Source organism: Enterobacter cloacae complex sp. P29RS, from assembly GCF_014893445.1.
GTDB classification, from domain to species: domain Bacteria; phylum Pseudomonadota; class Gammaproteobacteria; order Enterobacterales; family Enterobacteriaceae; genus Enterobacter; species Enterobacter intestinihominis.
Map to the genome: position 1 here is coordinate 23,574 of NZ_JADBPZ010000014.1, position 18,121 is coordinate 41,694.

16 protein-coding genes are annotated in these 18,121 nt (G+C 59.0%); 1 reads left to right on the forward strand and 15 read right to left on the reverse strand.

Annotated elements, in window-relative coordinates; genetic code table 11:
• Positions 1-62: 62 nt before the first annotated feature.
• The 5 genes from IM282_RS12150 to tkt all read right to left on the reverse strand — a co-directional run bounded on the left by IM282_RS12150 (position 63) and on the right by tkt (position 6,858).
• Complete coding sequence (locus IM282_RS12150) at positions 63-917, reverse strand: small-conductance mechanosensitive channel MscS (RefSeq protein WP_022649325.1); 855 nt, start codon at positions 915-917, stop codon at positions 63-65.
• A gap of 188 nt (positions 918-1,105) precedes the next feature.
• Positions 1,106-2,185, reverse strand: coding sequence for a class II fructose-bisphosphate aldolase (gene fbaA, locus IM282_RS12155; RefSeq protein ID WP_017692704.1), 1,080 nt, complete (start codon positions 2,183-2,185; stop codon positions 1,106-1,108).
• A gap of 92 nt (positions 2,186-2,277) precedes the next feature.
• Positions 2,278-3,441: a phosphoglycerate kinase gene (gene pgk / locus IM282_RS12160; protein ID WP_023298554.1), complete on the reverse strand. Its 1,164-nt coding sequence runs from the start codon at positions 3,439-3,441 to the stop codon at positions 2,278-2,280.
• A gap of 49 nt (positions 3,442-3,490) precedes the next feature.
• Positions 3,491-4,510 carry an erythrose-4-phosphate dehydrogenase gene (gene epd / locus IM282_RS12165; RefSeq protein ID WP_022649326.1) on the reverse strand — a complete coding sequence of 340 codons (1,020 nt, stop codon included), beginning with the start codon at positions 4,508-4,510 and terminating at the stop codon, positions 3,491-3,493.
• Between the two features lie 356 nt (positions 4,511-4,866).
• Positions 4,867-6,858 carry a transketolase gene (tkt, locus tag IM282_RS12170; protein WP_192970431.1) on the reverse strand — a complete coding sequence of 664 codons (1,992 nt, stop codon included), beginning with the start codon at positions 6,856-6,858 and terminating at the stop codon, positions 4,867-4,869.
• Between the two features lie 272 nt (positions 6,859-7,130).
• Here tkt and IM282_RS12175 point away from each other — a divergent pair, with 272 nt between their 5' ends.
• Entirely contained in the window at positions 7,131-7,889 is a 759-nt protein-coding gene (locus tag IM282_RS12175) for a M48 family metallopeptidase (RefSeq protein ID WP_003860073.1), read from the forward strand.
• A gap of 45 nt (positions 7,890-7,934) precedes the next feature.
• Here IM282_RS12175 and IM282_RS12180 read toward each other — a convergent pair whose 3' ends face one another.
• From IM282_RS12180 to IM282_RS12225, 10 genes are all read right to left on the reverse strand, one after another.
• Positions 7,935-9,575, reverse strand: a complete 1,641-nt coding sequence (locus IM282_RS12180; RefSeq protein WP_192970432.1) for a thiamine pyrophosphate-binding protein — start codon at positions 9,573-9,575, stop codon at positions 7,935-7,937.
• A gap of 13 nt (positions 9,576-9,588) precedes the next feature.
• The gene (locus IM282_RS12185) at positions 9,589-11,058 is read right to left on the reverse strand and encodes an aldehyde dehydrogenase (RefSeq protein ID WP_192970433.1); all 1,470 of its coding nucleotides are present in this window, start codon (positions 11,056-11,058) and stop codon (positions 9,589-9,591) included.
• 9 nt (positions 11,059-11,067) lie between these two features.
• Positions 11,068-11,838 carry an aspartate dehydrogenase gene (locus IM282_RS12190; RefSeq protein WP_023306904.1) on the reverse strand — a complete coding sequence of 257 codons (771 nt, stop codon included), beginning with the start codon at positions 11,836-11,838 and terminating at the stop codon, positions 11,068-11,070.
• A gap of 9 nt (positions 11,839-11,847) precedes the next feature.
• Complete coding sequence (locus IM282_RS12195; protein WP_192970434.1) at positions 11,848-12,642, reverse strand: SDR family oxidoreductase; 795 nt, start codon at positions 12,640-12,642, stop codon at positions 11,848-11,850.
• Positions 12,626-13,396, reverse strand: coding sequence for an alpha/beta fold hydrolase (locus tag IM282_RS12200; protein WP_192970435.1), 771 nt, complete (start codon positions 13,394-13,396; stop codon positions 12,626-12,628). Before IM282_RS12200 ends, IM282_RS12195 begins: the two co-directional genes overlap by 17 nt.
• 9 nt (positions 13,397-13,405) lie before the next feature.
• A complete protein-coding gene (locus tag IM282_RS12205) occupies positions 13,406-13,936 on the reverse strand; it encodes a cupin domain-containing protein (RefSeq protein WP_022649339.1) in 531 nt (176 codons plus the stop codon).
• Between the two features lie 10 nt (positions 13,937-13,946).
• Positions 13,947-15,110 (reverse strand): MFS transporter, encoded by a 1,164-nt coding sequence (locus IM282_RS12210; protein WP_108458248.1) that lies wholly within the window; start codon positions 15,108-15,110, stop codon positions 13,947-13,949.
• A 25-nt stretch (positions 15,111-15,135) separates the two neighbouring features.
• The gene (locus IM282_RS12215; RefSeq protein WP_192970436.1) at positions 15,136-16,323 is read right to left on the reverse strand and encodes an NAD(P)/FAD-dependent oxidoreductase; all 1,188 of its coding nucleotides are present in this window, start codon (positions 16,321-16,323) and stop codon (positions 15,136-15,138) included.
• Positions 16,320-17,246, reverse strand: a complete 927-nt coding sequence (locus IM282_RS12220; protein ID WP_192970437.1) for a VOC family protein — start codon at positions 17,244-17,246, stop codon at positions 16,320-16,322. Before IM282_RS12220 ends, IM282_RS12215 begins: the two co-directional genes overlap by 4 nt.
• Before the next feature lie 78 nt (positions 17,247-17,324).
• Complete coding sequence (locus IM282_RS12225) at positions 17,325-18,113, reverse strand: IclR family transcriptional regulator (protein WP_003860053.1); 789 nt, start codon at positions 18,111-18,113, stop codon at positions 17,325-17,327.
• Positions 18,114-18,121 lie beyond the last annotated feature (8 nt).

Here is an 18,121-nt window from a genome sequence, read left to right on the forward strand (position 1 = left end):
ATTAGCGGGGCTAATAAAAGAAAAGCCCGGTGTCGCTGACGCTTACCGGGCCTACGGAGACGTTACTCTGCTTCTTTGACTTTTTTGACGTTTACGTCCATCTGCGGGTACGGGAAGCTGATGCCGTTAGCATCGAAGTCACGCTTAATGCGCTCCAGCACATCCCAGTATACGTTTTGCAGATCGCTGCTTTTGCTCCAGATGCGCACCACAAAATTAATGGATGATGCGCCCAGTTCATTCAGACGAACGGTCTGCTCGCGGTCCTTCAGAATACGGTCATCTGAAGCAATGATGTTGGTAATCAGAGACTTCACCTGATCGATATCGGAATCGTACGCCACGCTGATGATCAGCTCGTTACGACGCACCGGCTCGCGGGAGAAGTTAATGATATTGCCGGCAATGATTTTCCCGTTCGGTACCACCACAATACGACCGTCGACAGTACGCAGAGTGGTAGAGAAAATCTGTACCTGCAACACGGTACCCGCGATCCCGCCTAAATCCACGTATTCACCGGAACGGAACGGACGGAAGGTTACCAGCAGTACGCCCGCCGCCAGGTTCGACAGCGAACCCTGTAATGCCAGACCAATGGCCAGACCGGCAGCACCGAGCACAGCGATGACGGATGCCGTCTGCACGCCGACACGCCCCAGCGCCGCAATCAGCGTAAAGGCGATGATGCCGTAACGCACCAGCGCGGAGAGGAAATCGGCGACCGTGGCGTCAATGTGTCGTGCAACCATCACCCGGTTGACCGCGTTCGATACGATACGCGCCACGATCATCCCGACAATGATGATGGCAATAGCGGCAACAATATTCACAGCGTAGCTCAGCAGTAGCGCCTGGTTGCGCACCAGCCAGTTACCCGCGTGATTGATGCTGTCTACAACATCAAGTTGTTCCATTTATTCTTCCTTTTGCTAAACCAAAACACAAAATCTATCCCTTAAGGGGACAGGCAGGTCAGTAAAGGGTAAACAAAAAGAGCGGGTAATGCCAAACAGATCACAAAATCAGGTATTGCAGGATATTGAAAAAGCATAAAAAAAGGCCCGCATTTGCGGGCCTTCTGATGTGCTGTCAGCAGTACAAATTACAGAACGTCAACCGCGTTCAGTTCTTTGAATGCCTGCTCCAGACGAGTAATCATAGAAGTCTGGGCAGCGCGCAGCCATACGCGTGGATCGTAGTATTTCTTGTTCGGCTGGTCTTCGCCTTTCGGGTTGCCCAGCTGACCTTGCAGGTAAGCTTCGTTGGTTTTGTAGTATTGCAGGATACCGTCCCAGGTTGCCCACTGGGTGTCGGTATCGATGTTCATTTTCACTACGCCGTAGCTTACGGAATCTTTGATTTCCTGAGCAGAAGAACCGGAACCGCCGTGGAAGACGAAGTTCAGGCTGTTGTGCGGCAGGTTGTGTTTCTTAGACACATATTCCTGAGAATCACGCAGGATGGTCGGGGTCAGAACCACGTTACCTGGCTTGTACACGCCGTGCACGTTACCGAAGGATGCTGCGATGGTGAAGCGTGGGCTGATTTTGCTCAGCTCGGTGTAAGCGTAATCAACGTCTTCTGGCTGAGTGTACAGAGCAGAAGCGTCCATGTGGCTGTTGTCCACACCGTCTTCTTCACCGCCGGTGCAACCCAGTTCGATTTCCAGGGTCATGCCCATTTTGGACATACGCGCCAGGTACTTAGAGCAGATCTCGATGTTTTCTTCCAGAGACTCTTCGGACAGGTCGATCATGTGAGAAGAGAACAGTGGCTTACCGGTTGCTGCGAAGTGTTTTTCACCTGCGTCCAGCAGACCGTCGATCCATGGCAGCAGTTTTTTCGCGCAGTGGTCAGTGTGCAGGATAACCGGAACACCGTAGTGCTCAGCCATCTGGTGAACATGATGTGCGCCAGAGATAGCACCCAGGATAGCAGCGCCCTGAGGAACGTCAGTTTTCACGCCTTTACCTGCGATGAACGCAGCGCCGCCGTTAGAGAACTGAACGATAACCGGTGCTTTGACTTTTGCAGCGGTTTCCAGTACGGCATTGATGGAGTCGGTACCTACGCAGTTAACTGCTGGCAGAGCGAAGTTGTTTTCTTTAGCTACCTGGAACACTTTCTGTACGTCATCACCAGTGATAACGCCAGGTTTTACGAAATCAAAAATTTTAGACATGTTGCTTAGTCCTGTATCTTCGGCCGTTAGAAAAGGTGCGAGCTCTGATAAGCGCGCTGAAAATTGGGCAGGTTTCCCTGCCCCTGAATGGCTTACTTCTTAGCGCGCTCTTCGAGCATTGCTACTGCTGGCAGGACTTTGCCTTCCACGAATTCGAGGAATGCGCCGCCACCAGTGGAGATGTAGGAGATCTTGTCAGCGATACCGAACAGGTCGATAGCTGCCAGGGTGTCACCACCGCCTGCGATAGAGAACGCTTCGCTGTCTGCGATAGCGTTAGCCACGATTTCAGTCCCTTTGCGGAAGTTCGGGAATTCGAACACGCCGACAGGACCGTTCCACAGGATAGTTTTTGCGTTTTTCAGGATTTCAGCCAGTTTCTGTGCAGAAACGTCGCCCAGGTCCAGAATCTGCTCTTCATCTTTGATGTCATTAACAGATTTAAGGGTTGCGGTAGCAGTTTCGGAGAACTCGGTCGCCACGCGAACGTCAGTTGGAACCGGGATATCACAGGTGCTCAGCAGACGTTTGGCTTCGTCAACCAGATCCGCTTCGTACAGGGATTTACCCACGTTGTGGCCTTGCGCAGCAACAAAGGTGTTCGCGATACCACCGCCAACGATAAGCTGGTCAGCAATTTTGGACAGAGAATCCAGAACGGTCAGTTTGGTAGAAACTTTAGAACCACCAACGATAGCGACCATCGGACGAGCAGGTTCTTTCAGTGCTTTACCCAGCGCTTCCAGTTCGTCAGCCAACAGTGGACCTGCACAGGCGACGTCTGCGAATTTACCGATACCGTGGGTAGAAGCCTGCGCACGGTGAGCCGTACCGAATGCATCCATCACGAATACGTCGCACAGCGCAGCGTATTTTTTGGACAGGGTTTCGTCGTCTTTCTTTTCGCCTTTGTTGAAGCGAACGTTTTCCAGAACAACCAGCTCACCTTCGGCAACTTCCACGCCGTCCAGGTAATCTTTCACCAGGCGAACCGGGTTGGACAGTTTGTCTTTCAGGTAATTAACAACCGGCAGCAGAGAGAACTCTTCGTTGTACTCGCCTTCAGTTGGACGGCCCAGGTGGGAGGTGACCATCACTTTAGCGCCCTGCTTCAGAGCCAGTTCAATGGTTGGCAGAGATGCACGGATACGCGCGTCGCTGGTCACTTTGCCATCTTTAACCGGTACGTTCAGATCGGCACGGATGAAAACGCGTTTACCTGCCAGATCCAGATCGGTCATCTTAATTACAGACATGGTGAATCCTCTCGTTGATTCTTAAAGTTTTGCAAGCGCAAGGTGCGCTCTACCTGAAACCTTTTGCGGCCATGGCTAACGTGGTGTCGAGCATTCGGTTAGCAAAGCCCCATTCGTTATCACACCAGACCAGCGTCTTGATGAGGTGCGCACCACTGACTCGCGTCTGCGTGCCATCCACGATGGCGCTGTGCGGGTCGTGGTTAAAATCTACTGAGACCAACGGTAATTCCGTATAGTCAACTATACCATGAAATGCTCCCTGTGCCGCTTTTTGCAGCAACAGGTTGACTTCACAGGCTTTTACCGGTTTTTTCACCGTCACGCTAAGATCGATTGCGGTGACGTTTATCGTCGGGACGCGCACGGCAATCGCTTCGAAACGGTCGTTAAACTGCGGGAAAATACGCGTGATCCCGGCAGCCAGTTTCGTATCCACCGGAATGATGGACTGGCTCGCCGCGCGAGTGCGTCGTAAATCCGGATGGTAGGCGTCGATAACCTGCTGATCGTGCATGGCGGAGTGAATCGTGGTCACGGTACCGGATTCAATGCCATACGCATCGTCTAACAGTTTAATGACCGGAATAATGCAGTTGGTGGTACAGGAGGCGTTGGAGACAATGCGGTGTTCAGCCTGCAGCTCGTGCTGGTTGACACCAAACACGACGGTGGCGTCGAGGTCGTGACTGCCGGGATGGGAGAACAGCACTTTTTTCGCGCCAGCATTCAGATGCGCTTCGCCATGTTCACGGTTACCGTACACGCCGGTACAGTCCAGCACCACATCCACACCCAGTTCGCGCCAGGGCAGCTCTTCAATACTGTTCTCATGCAGCACGCGGATGGCATCGTCACCGACGAACAGCTGTTCCCTTTCCTGGCGAACGTCCCAGGCAAAGCGACCGTGGCTGGTGTCATATTTCAACAAATGCGCCATGCCCGCAGCATCCGCCAGTTCATTGATTGCCACCACGGTGATTTCCGCACGACGCCCGGATTCATATAAAGCACGAACCACGTTGCGCCCGATGCGACCGAAGCCATTAATCGCTACGCGTACGGTCATAGATCTCCTGCAAAGCTATCCCTGAGTTTGAGGTGGCTGAAAGAGTAATCCAGCGACGCCCGAAGGGGAATCCTTGCTGTCACAAACTGCGATTGATTGGTCAATTGTCGAACATTTAATCGACTGAAACGCTTCAGCAAGAATAAGCGAATCGGGGAATAAAAGGAATCTCTGTCCAGATGAATAAGCGAGCTATATGACTTGCATCACATTTTCGGTGGAATAATTTACAGAGCAGTTACATGTCTGAGGAATCGTGCATACAAAAAAGCCGGGTGGCGCTAACGCTTACCCGGCCTACATTTTATGCCATTTGTAGGCCCGGTAAGCGTTAGCGCCACCGGGCAAAACGGCAATTACAGCAGTTCTTTCGCCTTAGCGACAACGTTCTCAACGGTGAAGCCAAACTCTTCAAACAGCTGTTCAGCCGGCGCAGACTCACCAAACGTGGTCATACCGACGATAGCGCCGTTCAGGCCAACGTATTTGAACCAGTAGTCAGCGATACCCGCTTCCACTGCCACGCGAGCGGAGACCGCTTTAGGCAGTACGGATTCGCGGTACGCGGCATCCTGCTTGTCGAACGCATCGGTAGATGGCATAGAAACCACACGCGCTTTCACGCCTTCAGCAGTCAGTTTTTCCCATGCGGCAACGGCCAGTTCAACTTCAGAACCGGTCGCGATGAAGATCAGCTCAGGCTGGCCTGCGCAATCTTTCAGCACGTAACCACCGCGCGCGATGTTTGCCAGCTGCTCTGGGGTACGTTCCTGCTGCGCCAGGTTCTGACGGGAGAGGATCAGCGCGGTCGGGCCGTCCTGACGCTCAACGCCGTATTTCCACGCCACCGCAGATTCAACCTGGTCACATGGACGCCATGTGCTCATGTTCGGGGTCACGCGCAGGGAAGCTACCTGCTCTACCGGCTGGTGAGTTGGACCATCTTCGCCCAGACCGATGGAGTCGTGGGTGTAGACCATCACCTGACGCTGTTTCATCAGCGCAGCCATACGCACGGCGTTACGTGCATATTCTACGAACATCAGGAAGGTAGAGGTGTACGGCAGGAAACCACCGTGCAGAGCGATACCGTTGGCAATCGCAGTCATACCGAATTCACGTACACCATAATGGATGTAGTTACCGGCATTGTCTTCGTTGATTGGCTTAGAGCCAGACCACAGGGTCAGGTTAGATGGCGCCAGGTCAGCGGAGCCGCCGAGGAATTCTGGAAGCAGAGGACCAAACGCTTCGATCGCATTCTGAGACGCTTTACGGCTGGCGATTTTAGACGGGTTCGCCTGCAACTTCGCGATGAACTCGTTCGCTTTCGCGTCGAAGTCAGACGGCATGTCGCCTTTCATACGACGGGTGAATTCAGCCGCTTCCTGTGGGAAGGCTTTCGCGTAAGCCGCGAACTTCTCGTTCCAGGCTGCTTCTTTCGCCTGGCCCACTTCTTTCGCATCCCACTGCGCGTAGATTTCAGATGGGATTTCGAAGGCAGGGTGTTTCCAGCCAAGCGCTTCACGGGTCAGTGCGATTTCCGCGTCGCCCAGTGGTGCGCCGTGGGAGTCGTGAGTGCCCGCTTTGTTCGGAGAACCGAAGCCGATGATGGTTTTGCACATCAGCAGGGACGGTTTGTCGGTCACGGCGCGCGCTTCTTCTACGGCACGTTTAATCGAGTCAGCATCGTGGCCATCAACGCCGCGCACAACGTGCCAGCCGTAGGCTTCGAAACGTGCGGCGGTGTCGTCAGTGAACCAGCCTTCAACGTGACCGTCGATGGAGATGCCGTTGTCGTCGTAGAACGCAACCAGTTTACCCAGCTTCAGGGTGCCTGCCAGGGAGCACACTTCGTGAGAAATGCCTTCCATCATGCAGCCGTCGCCCAGGAACGCATAGGTGAAGTGGTCAACGATGTCGTGGCCAGGACGGTTGAACTGTGCCGCCAGGGTCTTCTCAGCAATCGCCATACCCACGGCATTCGCAATGCCCTGACCCAGCGGACCGGTAGTGGTTTCAACGCCAGCGGTGTAGCCCACTTCCGGGTGACCTGGAGTTTTGGAGTGCAGCTGACGGAAGTTTTTCAGCTCTTCAATTGGCAGATCGTAGCCAGTGAGGTGCAGCAGGCTGTAGATCAGCATAGAGCCATGGCCGTTAGACAGCACGAAACGGTCGCGGTCTGCCCATGCCGGGTTCTGCGGGTTGTGGTTAAGGAAATCACGCCACAGGACTTCGGCGATGTCAGCCATGCCCATAGGGGCGCCCGGGTGGCCGGATTTGGCTTTCTGTACTGCGTCCATGCTCAGCGCACGAATAGCATTAGCAAGCTCTTTACGTGAGGACATTTTAACTCCAGATCGGACTGTTAAAGGCCATGCCCTTGACGACAGCGCGTTTTGGGCTACGCCGGAAAAAAGTGCCAACAATGTAACCCAAGCCGCAGGGCATGTACATGGACCATTCTTTTGCAGCTTAAGAAATCTCTGGATCATGCTCGCATGTTGCGCAATCTACTCGCCCGCCCCTGTAGATATTCCTTATACTTAGCCCGACACCGGCTTCGTTGACGGTGCATTTTTCGGAATTAATTCAGATTAACGAGTACGGAAGCAACATCATGAAAATGCGTGCAATTGGGCTGGCTGTGGGAACAACGCTCCTGCTAAGCGGCTGTCAGAATATGGATTCTAACGGCCTGATGACCTCAGGCGCAGAAGCTTTTCAGGCCTACTCATTGAGCGATGCGCAGGTGAAAGCGCTGAGCGACGAGGCCTGTAAGGATATGGATGGAAAAGCTACGCTTGCCCCGGCAAACAGCACCTACACGCAGCGTCTGAACAAGATTGCTTCCGCGCTGGGCGACAACATTAACGGTCAGCCGGTGAACTACAAGGTGTATATGGCGAAAGACGTCAACGCCTTCGCGATGGCTAACGGCTGTATCCGCGTTTACAGCGGCCTGATGGACATGATGACCGACAACGAAGTGGAAGCGGTGATCGGCCATGAAATGGGTCACGTTGCTCTCGGTCACGTGAAGAAAGGGATGCAGGTTGCGCTGGGCACCAATGCCGTGCGTGCTGCGGCGGCCTCTGCGGGCGGCATTGTCGGCAGCCTGTCCCAGTCGCAGCTGGGCGACGTGGGTGAGAAACTGGTTAACTCCCAGTTCTCCCAGCGTCAGGAGTCGGAAGCGGATGACTACTCTTACGATCTGTTGCGCAAACGCGGCATCAATCCATCGGGTTTAGCCACCAGCTTCGAAAAACTGGCGAAACTGGAGGAAGGCCGTCAAAGCTCCATGTTTGACGATCACCCGGCCTCCGTTGAACGCGCGCAGCATATCCGTGACCGCATGGCGGCAGACGGAATTAAATAAAACTTCGGCCCGGTGCGCGCCGCGCTACCGGGCAACAAGGCTCAATCAGTACAGCGTTTTCTGTGGCGGCCCGGCAAACTTCAGGGCGCCAATCTGCCCCATCCGCACTTCCACCACCGACGGCCCCGGCATCGCCAGCGCTTCCGTCATCACCGCATCAAAGTCCTCAGCCCGCTCAACGCTCCAGGCCTGTAGCCCAATCGCCTGCGCCAGCAGGGTAAAGTCCGGTGTATGCAGTTCGTTATAATACTGACGCCCGCCAAAATATTTATCCTGAATACCGCGCATTACGCCGTAGCCCCCGTCGTTCATGATGAGCAGCGTCACGTTGGCTTTCTCCTGCGCCAGCGTCGCCAGCTCGCCTAAATTGAGGCTCAGGCCGCCGTCGCCCACCAGTCCCACCACCTTACGCTGCGGGTTGGCAATCGCGGTGCCGATGGCCATCGGCAGTCCCATACCAATCGCCCCGGCGAGGGAGTGAATGTTCAGCAGCGGACCGTTAGCCCTGAACAGACGGCTACCCCACAGGCTACCGGACACGGTGATATCGCGCACCAGCAGGCCGTCTTTCGGCAGGGCTTTTTCTATGGCGTCGTTAAGCTTCGCATAGGCGCCGCACTGCTCGCGCAGCCCCTGCTCAGCTTGCCCGACCGCCTGCTGCACCTGCATATCCCACTGCGCGTTGCCCCACTCGCGGCCCTGCACTTTTTTAGCCAGCGCGCCAAGCAGCGCTGAACAATCGGCTATCAACGTGTTATCCATCAAGTAGTTACGGCTGGCTGCCGCCGGGTCGATATCAATCTGCACGCACGGGGACGGCAGCTCAAGCGTCCAGGAGCGGGTTTCGTTGCTGCGCAGACGTGAACCGGCGACCAGCGTAAAATCACACTGCGCAATGAGCGCCTCCACCGACGGCGAGTTGTGGAACGCCCGCAGGCTGGCGCGGTGGTCGTCCGGCAGCACGCCGCGCGCGTGGGTGCTGGAAATCACGGTGATGCCCGCATCCGCCAGTTTTTTCACCGCCTCAGCGCTTCCCAGCGCCCCGCCGCCCAGCCACAGCAGCGGCTGTTTCGCCTGTTTGAGCTGCGCCCACAGCGCGTCAACCATCCCGGTATCCACGGCTGGAACCGATGCCGGTTTGACCGGGGCGGTAACCAGCGACAGCGGAATTTTGGCGCCCTGAATATCAATCGGGATTTCCACCGAAACCGGTCCGCACGGCGGGGTCTGCGCGTCCTGGATGGCTTTATGCAGAATGGCTATCGCCTGATTCGCATTGCTGATACGGTACGCCCGTTTTGAGCTGGCCTTCAGGAAGGTCAGCTGATCGCGGGTTTCATGGATAAACCCGGTGTCGGCGTCCAGCCAGGCTTTCTCTACCTGCCCGGTTAAATGCAGCAGCGGCGTGCAGGCATTCATCGCTTCCACCAGCGCGCCTACCGCGTTCCCGGCCCCCGCGCCGGTGCTGGTCAGCGCCACGCCGAGGCCGGAAAAGCGCCCGTGAGCATCGGCCATGGTGACGGAACCGGCTTCACCGCGCGCGGGTACAAAGCGGATATTGCCCCGCTGCCCAACCGCATCCGCTATCGGCAGGTTGTGAATGGAGATGACGCCGTAGATGGCCTCAACCTGATACTGCTCCAGCGTTCTGGCGATGGCGTCGCCGACGGTTATCATTTCGCTCATTGCTCACCCTTTCTCAGTCGCACCAGTGGTTGACGCTGTTACCCGTCGCCAGATAAATGCTCTTTTGTTGCATCCAGGCTTTCAGCCCCTGGATACCCTTCTCGCGGCCCAGACCGCTCTCTTTAAAGCCCCCGAACGGGGTCGAAATCGCAAAAACTTTGTAGGTGTTGATCCACACCGTGCCTGCCTCCAGCTGCTCGCTGAGACGCAGGGCGCGCCCGGAATCGCGCGTCCAGATCCCCGCCGCCAGGCCGTAAACCGAGTCGTTCGCCTCGCTGATCAACGCCGCTTCATCGCCAAACGGCATCGCCACCAGCACCGGGCCGAAGATCTCCTCCTGACAGGCGCGAGCGCTGTTGTTTAGCCCTTCGATAATGGTTGGCTGGAAAAAGCTGCCGTTTGCCAGAGCGGGATCGGCGGGGATCTCGCCGCCGCACAGCACGCGGCCCCCTTCCCGCTTCGCCAGTTCGACGTACTCGATCACGCTCTGGCGATGTTTCTCGCCGATCAGCGGTCCTACATGCACGTCGTCGGTAAACGGATGCCCGACGCGCAGCCCGCGAGTTAATTCCAGCAGCCTCGCCATCAGCGGGGCGTAAATACTCTCGTGGATAAACAGCCGCGATCCGGCGATGCACGCCTGCCCCGCCGAGCTGAAAATGCCGTAGCAGATCCCGCGCGCCGCCTGTTCGATATCGGCATCCTCCAGCACGATAGTCGGCGATTTGCCGCCCAGCTCCAGCGAGGCCGGGATCAGTTTTTCCGCCGCCACGTGCGCCAGATGACGGCCCGTAGTGGTTCCGCCGGTAAAGGAAATTTTGCGCACGCAAGGATGACGCGCCAGCGCATCGCCAATCACCGAGCCTTTGCCCGGCAGCACGCTCAGCAGCCCGGCGGGCAGCCCGGCCTGTTCAAAAATCCGCGCCAGCTCCAGCGCCATCAGCGGCGTGGCTTCGGCGGGCTTGACGATCACCGCGTTCCCGGCGGCAATCGCCGGTGCGACCTTCTGCATTTCGCTGGCAATCGGCGAGTTCCACGGCGTGATGGCCGCTACCACGCCAAGGGGCTCGTAGCGGCTCAGCGTCAGCAGATCCGGCTGGCGCGGTGTCGGAAGTTCCCCTTCCAGCAGTTCGCAGGCGGCGGCAAAGTAGCGCGCCGTTCCCGCCGCGCTCATCACCAGCCCGCACGCTTCCGCCAGCGGCTTGCCGTTATCCCGGCTCTGCATCTGCGCCAGTTCATCCACACGGGATTCAATAAGATCCGCCACCTTGTGCAGGATCTTCGCCCGCACGTGCGGCAGGCTGTTACGCCAGGCGGGATCGCGCCAGGCGCGCTCTCCGGCGTCTATCGCCTCCTCCAGGTCATCCAGGCTGGCGGCGTTCAGCGTCGCATTGATCGACCCGTCTGCCGGGAAGTGGCTCTGCATCGGGTTACCTCCGCCGTGTCGCCACTGGCCGCCGATAAAAATCTTCAGATCGTCCATCGTCACTCCTCAGCTCAGGGCCAGCTCGCGGCAGGCGCGCACCGCGCTCAGTGCCGCCAGGGTGGAGGTTTTAGGGTTAGACGCCAGCGGCAGCCCGCTCAGCTCCAGATGGAATTCGCCAAACAGCCCTTCGACGTGCAGCGTGTGGGTGTTACGTTTCGTTGCCGGGTCAACCATCAGCTGCACGCGGGTGTCATCCATCCCGACGCCGCCGAGCGCCACGGTCGCCGCTACGTTGGCGTTCGCCGGGAACAGCCGCGCCGCCTCGCGAGCGCTGCCTTCAAAAAAGACCTTTGCCTCAGCCACTGAATTCAGATCGATAAGCTGCTCGGCATAGCTGCCGCGCCAGCTGGCCGGGCTTTTGCGCGACTGATAGGTGACGCGTTCAAGCCCACCCTCTTTCGCTGCCGCCAGCCCGTCGATACCGGCCACTGCACCGGAAAGCAGAGTCAGTTTTCCGCCCGCCGCGAGCAGACGCTGCTCCAGCGCGCTGTCCGCCAGCGCGCCGGTGGAAATGACGGCCAGATGCCAGCCGCGACGCAGGATCTCTTCCCCGTACTGGGCCACCGCCTGCTGGCTGGCGCATTCCAGCACCAGATCCGGCGTTTGCGCGCACGCCATTGGCGACGTCAGCGCCTCGACCGCATCGCCAAACTGGTCGTGAATGGCGGCATGGTGAGACGCGCGCGCCACGATCCAGCCGATAGCCACACCGGCGGGCAGGCGCTCAATCACCGCCTGCGCCATGGCACCAAAACCAATCAACATTACCTTTTTCATGATGCGTCCTTACAGATGGCGACAGAAGCCGCCGGAAACGTCCAGCGCGGCGCCGGTGGTAAACGAGGCCAGCGGCGAGGCGAGGAACAGCAGCGCCTGCGCGGGCTCCTGCGGCTTGCCGAGGCGCACCATTGGAATGCCGCGCTTGCGCGCGATATCCGCCGTCCACTCCGGCCAGCTCTGGCTTTTGTCCGCCCGGTTTTCAAAGCGGCGATGCCACTGGCCGGACTCCACCATGCCGAGCAAAATGGAATTGACGCGAATGCCTTTACCCACCAGCTCTTTCGAGAGCGTCAGCGTCATGTTCAGCAGCGCGGCACGAGCAGCGGAGGTAGCGATCATGTGCTCCTCCGGCTGTAGCGCCAGCAGGGAGTTGACGCAGGTAACAGAGGCAATGTCTGACTGCTCCAGCAACGGCTGAAACGCCTGCACCGGATTGATGACGCCAAACAGCTTCAGCTCTGCCTCGTGCAGCCACGCCTCGCGCGGGGTGTCATGGAAGTGCGCCACGTAGCCCTGCCCGGCGTTGTTGATCAGCAGATCAGCCGCGCCAAAGCGCGCCTGCACCGCATCCGCAAAGGCCTGAACCTCGTCGGCATTCAGCACGTCGCAGCGGTAAGAAAAAATCTCCCCGTGGGGGAATTCGTTTTGCAGCGTCGCATGGGCGCTGGCGAGCCGGTCCGGGTCACGGCCGCAGAAGGCGACTTTCGCCCCTTCCCCCAGCAGCAGGCGCAGCGTTTCAAAGCCAATGCCAGAAGAACCGCCGGTGACTACCGCTACGCGCCCGTCAATTTGTGCATTCATCGCGCACCTCTTCGTTAATGCGTAAAAGCTGTTGGTTGAAAAACACGTCGTTATCGAGATAGCTGGCGTGCCCGGCCTGCGGAATGGCGGTAAACGGCATGCCGTAGCGCAGCGCCAGCCCCTGCACCAGTTCGGGCTGCGTTATCGCGTCCTGCTCGCCGCACCAGACTTCAAACGTGCCGGAGTATCGTTTAAGCCAGCCGTGAATGTCGTCATGCGCCAGCATCCACGCGGCGGCAAGGTAGCCTTCCGGGCGCAGCGTGCGCATGCCCGCCGCGACGGTGGCGATATCTTCCGCGCGCGCGCCGGGGCGCAGCAGCTTCGCGGCACGGGTCTGGGCGAGGATTTCGCCGCCCAACGCCATCTGCTGCTCGCGGTTGCGCCAGACCTGCTCCCGCTGCTCCGGCGCGGCATTGCCGTAGCCCTGCGCAGCGTCGGCCAGTACAAGATGAATGACGCGATCCGGGAACTTCGCCGCAAAGGCACTTGCGACCAGTGCCCCCAGGGAATGGCCCACCAGCACCGCCTGCCAGACACCGGCGCGATCCAGCATCGCCGCCAGCACGTCGGCGTAATCCCCCGCGTTTGCCCGCGCGACGGCCAGCATCGGGCTTTCGCCATAACCGGGCATGTCCCACGCCAGCACGCGAAAAACGTTCAGTGCCATCTGCTTGTGCCAGGACGCAGCGCCAGAGCTGATCCCGTGTAGCAGCATCAGCGGAATGCCGCTTCCCTGTTCACGAAAACCCGTCATGGCGCCCCCTTAGTTCCGCTTCACTTTCGAGAGCGGATGGTCGGACGGATAGGTCGGGATTTCCGGCTTGTTGGTTCCCAGCATGACGCACATCAGCGCCTCTTCTTCCCCGTGGTTAAACAGGCCGCGATAGATGCCCGGCGGGACGGAGATCAGGTCACGCTCGCGCAGCACGGTTTCGGTGTAGTTGTCGCCGTCCTGGATCATCAGCGTGATCTGCCCCTTGAGCATGAAGAACACCTCTTCTACGTCGTCGTGCAGGTGCAGCGGCCCTTCGCACTTCGACGGCAGTACCATGGTGGAGAAGGTAAAATGGTCCGCCTGCACGGTATTGGTGTCGTTCGCCACGCCGGTTGCGCCGGTGCCGATGTAGCGCATCTGCGCCCGGCGGTATTTCGGGTCAAAATCGGCCTGGAACTTCAGCGCGTTCCAGTCGTATTTACGGCCTTCGAAGCGCGCGATGCGCGACTCGACCCACTCTTCCATCGTTAGATGGTCAGGTTTGATGCCCGTTTTGTGGGTTACGGTTGAATCAGTCATGACACTCTCCTCAGTAACGTCTCAGCAGCGGCAGTAACAGGACGCAGCCCACCGCCGCCATCACCGCCAGAAAAATCAGCCCGGAATCCATGCTGTGGGTGAAGGCGATAAGCGCGCCCATCACCGCCGGCGACAGCGCGCCTGCAAAGTTTCCCAGCCCGTTGAAAATGCCGCCCGCCGTGGCGCTCACCCGGGGATGGGTGGCCTTCGCCAGCAGGGCGAAAATGTTGGGCGCGCCGGTGCCCCACATAAAGGTGCTGAAGCTCATCGCCGCGATGACGGCGAGCGGGGTATCGAGGTGCATCACCGCCGCCAGCATGGCGATGAACGGCATCGACGACAGCCAGCCAGCATGCTCAAGGTGAATGCCTTTGCCTTTGATCAGGTAGCCCGGCAGCCAGCCGTTGATGCCCCACAGGTAGGTCAGGAACGCGATGTTAAAGATGCAGATGATCCAGAAGTGCGGGCTGACGAACAGCTCGCGCCGCGCGGCACGCCGCTCGTCCTGTGACGCCTGCGAAGTGCCGGGTTTAGCCTCCAGACGGATCCCGCGCAGGCCGATGCGTACAAAGATAAGCACCGGCACGGTAAGCATGGCCATGACAAAGAAGGTGCTCTGCCAGCCGAAGGTGTTCAGCAGCCAGAGGGAGAGCGGGAAGCCAATTGCCGCCCCTACCGGTGTGCCCAGCAGCCACAGCATGGTGGCGCGCGCCTGCAGATGCTGCGGGAAGTTGTGGCGCACGATGGCGAAAGCCAGCGGGAACAGCGGCCCTTCCGCCACGCCCAGCAGGATGCGCAGGACGATCATCAGTGTGTAGTTATGGGTAAAGCCCATCGCCACCATCAGCACGCACCACACAGCCATCATCCCGGTGAGCAGGCGCAGCGGCGCAATTTTGTCGCCTAAACCGCTCAAAAATACCGACGAAAAGCCGTAGCTCAGCAGGAAGGCGCTCATCAATATGCCGAGGCGCGTGGTGTCGAAATCAATGCCCATCGCCTGCTGGAAATGGGTATCCGAAAAGAGCGCCGCGATGCTGATTTTGTCGAAAAACGCCAGCAGCACGCAGGCCAGCAGCGACAGCGGGATGGCCCAGCGCACCGCTTTTTCGGGCGTGCGGGTCCCCTCACCGCTCGCCTCAACCGGCGCGGTGTTCGTCTCTAGTGTGGTCATCTCTCCCCCTACGGGTGCGGGTTAGCTATCGCAGTGACATCAGTGAAAATGTCGGGTCGGCAAGCGGTACGTTCGACAGATCCCGCCCCGCCGCCATCCAGCGCTTCGCCAGCTTGACGGTGCGCGCATCGTTGAACGCCACCAGCTGCGTCAGCCGCCCGTTTTCATCCAGCGAGAAGAACAGCGCATCTTCACGCACTATCGTTTTACTCTCCGGCTGCGGAATACCGAGGATCTGAATATTGTGCTGATATTGATCCGACCACAGCCACGGCGCGTCGTCATAACCTGGCGCATCGGGGTTGAGCATCGCTTTCGCCGTCGCCACCGCCTGATTCTGGGCGAAGGCCCAGGACTGGATGCACAGGCCGTAGTGATGGTGCTGGGCCACATCGCCAGCGGCAAAGATGAATGGATCCGAGGTGCGTCCCTGGGCATCCACCACGATCCCGCGCCCGGTTTTCAGCCCCACATCAAGCGCCAGCTCCAGATTGAGATCGACGCCGATCCCGACCACGACCGCATCAAAGGTTTCACGGTTGCCGTCGCAGTGGATAACCGGCAGTCCGCCGTCGTCCTCCAGCTCCAGCGCGCCGCAACCGGTACGGATCTCCACCCCCTGCTCGCGGTGGATGGCCTCCAGGCGCTGGGACACCTCGCTGCTCACCGAGCGCATGCACACCGCAGGCTGCTGCTCGAACAGGGTGACCGCCACGCCGCTTTTCCGCGCGGAAGCGGCAATCTCAAGGCCAATCCAGCCGCCGCCGATAATCGCCAGTTTGTGACTTTCCGCCAGACGCGCCTTCAGACGCTGCGCGTCCTGCCAGTGGCGCAGGGTGTAGACCTGCGGATGGCTGGCCCACGCCTGCGAAGGCAGGCGCGCCCGACCGCCGGTAGCGATTAAAAGGATGTTGTAACTAAGACATTCGCCGTTGCTTAAACGCACGATTTTCTCTTCACGATCGACTGATTCAGCACGCAGCGGGCGGTACCAGATCAGGTTCAGTGCCTGCTGCGCTTCTTCGCTAAACAGCCGCGGAAGCGCGGAGTCCGGCTCCAGCAGAGACGCTTTTGACAGCGGCGGCCGCTCGTAGAAATCCCATTCCTCTTCCGCCACCACGCAAATCTCGCCGTCGAAGCCCTCGTCACGCAGGGTTTTCGCCGCCCAGCCGCCCGCCTGGCCGCCGCCGATAATGACAATGCGCGATGTCATACCGCCTCCGGCTTTTTCTGCTGACGGCGCGTGTCGTGGTCAATCCCGCCCTCCACCGCCCATTCGGTAAAGGAGACCAGGGAGTGCTCCAGCTCGCGCGGCTGCCAGTTTTCGGTCAGGTAGTCGTCGTTGGTGTAATACTCAAACGCGCCGCCGGTCGGGCTGTTGACGTACCAGAAGTACGCCGACGACACCGGATGACGGCCCGGCCCGATAAAGGTGCTCCAGTCATGTTTATTCATCGCGATACCGCCGCCGATCACCTCGTGGATGTCGCGCACGGTGAAGGCCACGTGGTTAAGGCCGCGCTTGCGGTTCGGCAGTTGCAGCAGGAACAGGTTGTGATGGCCGCCACGCGCCCCGCAGCGCAGGAACACGGCGCGGTTGATATAGCGATCCGAGACCTGGAAGCCGAGCACCTCGCGGTAGAATTTCTCCACTGCCGCCAGCTCTTCCACGAAGAACACCACATGCCCCACGTTGATCGGCTGGGCGCGATCGTAAACCGGGCTGGGCGTGTCGATACGGCGGGCGTCGCCCCACTGGTTTATTGGCTCGACGTTAAGCTCCACGTCGGTCTGCTGGGTCACCTGCACGCGCAGCGTCATGCCGTTCGGATCCAGGCATTCCAGCGCGTCGCCCACTTCACGAAAACCTGGCTGTTGCGCCAGCTTCGGGCGCAGCGCATCCAGCTCATACTGGCTGGCAACCGCCCAGGTCATGCGGCGCAGAGTGTTACCCGCTTCAAACGCGGGCGGCAGGTCGGGGCTGTCGATCGGGTTAAGCTCCACGCGCGCGCCGCTCAGGGTGGTGAAACGCTGGCCGCTGGCATCGCCCGTCAGGCCAAAATCACGCATAAATTTGGCGCAGTGCGTCAGGTCTTCCACACCAAATTCCAGCTTTTCAATTCCGGTTATACTCATCGTTCGTTGCCTCATCTGGCCCAGATTGGGCGTAAAACATGCCCGACGCAGTCAAGCGCCTGACGTTAACTCACTGATTTAACTGGCCTGTGACAGATACCCTAAGAAGCCAGAAATTTTATCCGCCGCGAGGCGAACCTCGTTTTGCAGGCGCTCGCGGTCGCTCTGTGGGATCTCCTCCGACGGCACCAGAATGCTGACCACCGCCGCCACGCGGCCGCTTCGGTCATACACCGGGTAGACGATGGAAGAGATGCCGTGGCGGAAGAAGGATTCGCCGATGACATACCCGCGGGCTTTGTCCTGCTGCACCATCTGCCACAGGGCTTCGCGGTCGTGAAGCTGCCCCGGCGTGTTGCCCGGCAGGCGCTCATGCGGGAACAGCTGTTCGAAATCAGCGCGGGAAATATCGGTCAACAGCATGCGGCCCAGCGAGGTGCAGTGCACCGGCAGACGGGTACCAATGCTGACCTGGTTGATACGCGACCCGGCGGCGCTGACGCGGGCGATATAGATAATGTCGCGCCCGTCGCGGATCGCCAGATGGCTGCTGCACTGGCTCACGTCGCGCAATTGCTCGATCACCGGCTGGCCGACCTGCGCCACGTCCAGCGAGGCGATGTACTCAAAGCCAAGACGCAGCACGTTCATGCCCAGCGAAAAGGTATTGGTGCGCGTGTTGCGCTCCAGAAATCCCATGTACTCCAGCGTCTGTACCACGCGATAGGCGGTGGCCTTCGGCATATCCACCAGCCGATGCAGTTCGGCAAAGGTCAGATCGCGATGCTGCTCGCCAAAGGCCAACAGCAGCTGTAAACCGCGCTCCAGCCCCGGCACCAGATACTTCACTTCCTGATCGTTTGCCATCATCGCCC

Bases quoted from the DNA above. Each gene is read 5' to 3' on its own strand.
- IM282_RS12150 (WP_022649325.1), bottom strand. From the start codon at position 917: ATGGAACAACTTGATGTTGTAGACAGCATCAATCACGCGGGTAACTGG.
- fbaA (WP_017692704.1), bottom strand. From the start codon at position 2,185: ATGTCTAAAATTTTTGATTTCGTAAAACCTGGCGTTATCACTGGTGAT.
- pgk (WP_023298554.1), bottom strand. From the start codon at position 3,441: ATGTCTGTAATTAAGATGACCGATCTGGATCTGGCAGGTAAACGCGTT.
- epd (WP_022649326.1), bottom strand. From the start codon at position 4,510: ATGACCGTACGCGTAGCGATTAATGGCTTCGGTCGCATCGGGCGCAAC.
- tkt (WP_192970431.1), bottom strand. From the start codon at position 6,858: ATGTCCTCACGTAAAGAGCTTGCTAATGCTATTCGTGCGCTGAGCATG.
- IM282_RS12175 (WP_003860073.1), top strand. From the start codon at position 7,131: ATGAAAATGCGTGCAATTGGGCTGGCTGTGGGAACAACGCTCCTGCTA.
- IM282_RS12180 (WP_192970432.1), bottom strand. From the start codon at position 9,575: ATGAGCGAAATGATAACCGTCGGCGACGCCATCGCCAGAACGCTGGAG.
- IM282_RS12185 (WP_192970433.1), bottom strand. From the start codon at position 11,058: ATGGACGATCTGAAGATTTTTATCGGCGGCCAGTGGCGACACGGCGGA.
- IM282_RS12190 (WP_023306904.1), bottom strand. From the start codon at position 11,838: ATGAAAAAGGTAATGTTGATTGGTTTTGGTGCCATGGCGCAGGCGGTG.
- IM282_RS12195 (WP_192970434.1), bottom strand. From the start codon at position 12,642: ATGAATGCACAAATTGACGGGCGCGTAGCGGTAGTCACCGGCGGTTCT.
- IM282_RS12200 (WP_192970435.1), bottom strand. From the start codon at position 13,396: ATGACGGGTTTTCGTGAACAGGGAAGCGGCATTCCGCTGATGCTGCTA.
- IM282_RS12205 (WP_022649339.1), bottom strand. From the start codon at position 13,936: ATGACTGATTCAACCGTAACCCACAAAACGGGCATCAAACCTGACCAT.
- IM282_RS12210 (WP_108458248.1), bottom strand. From the start codon at position 15,110: ATGACCACACTAGAGACGAACACCGCGCCGGTTGAGGCGAGCGGTGAG.
- IM282_RS12215 (WP_192970436.1), bottom strand. From the start codon at position 16,323: ATGACATCGCGCATTGTCATTATCGGCGGCGGCCAGGCGGGCGGCTGG.
- IM282_RS12220 (WP_192970437.1), bottom strand. From the start codon at position 17,246: ATGAGTATAACCGGAATTGAAAAGCTGGAATTTGGTGTGGAAGACCTG.
- IM282_RS12225 (WP_003860053.1), bottom strand. From the start codon at position 18,113: ATGGCAAACGATCAGGAAGTGAAGTATCTGGTGCCGGGGCTGGAGCGC.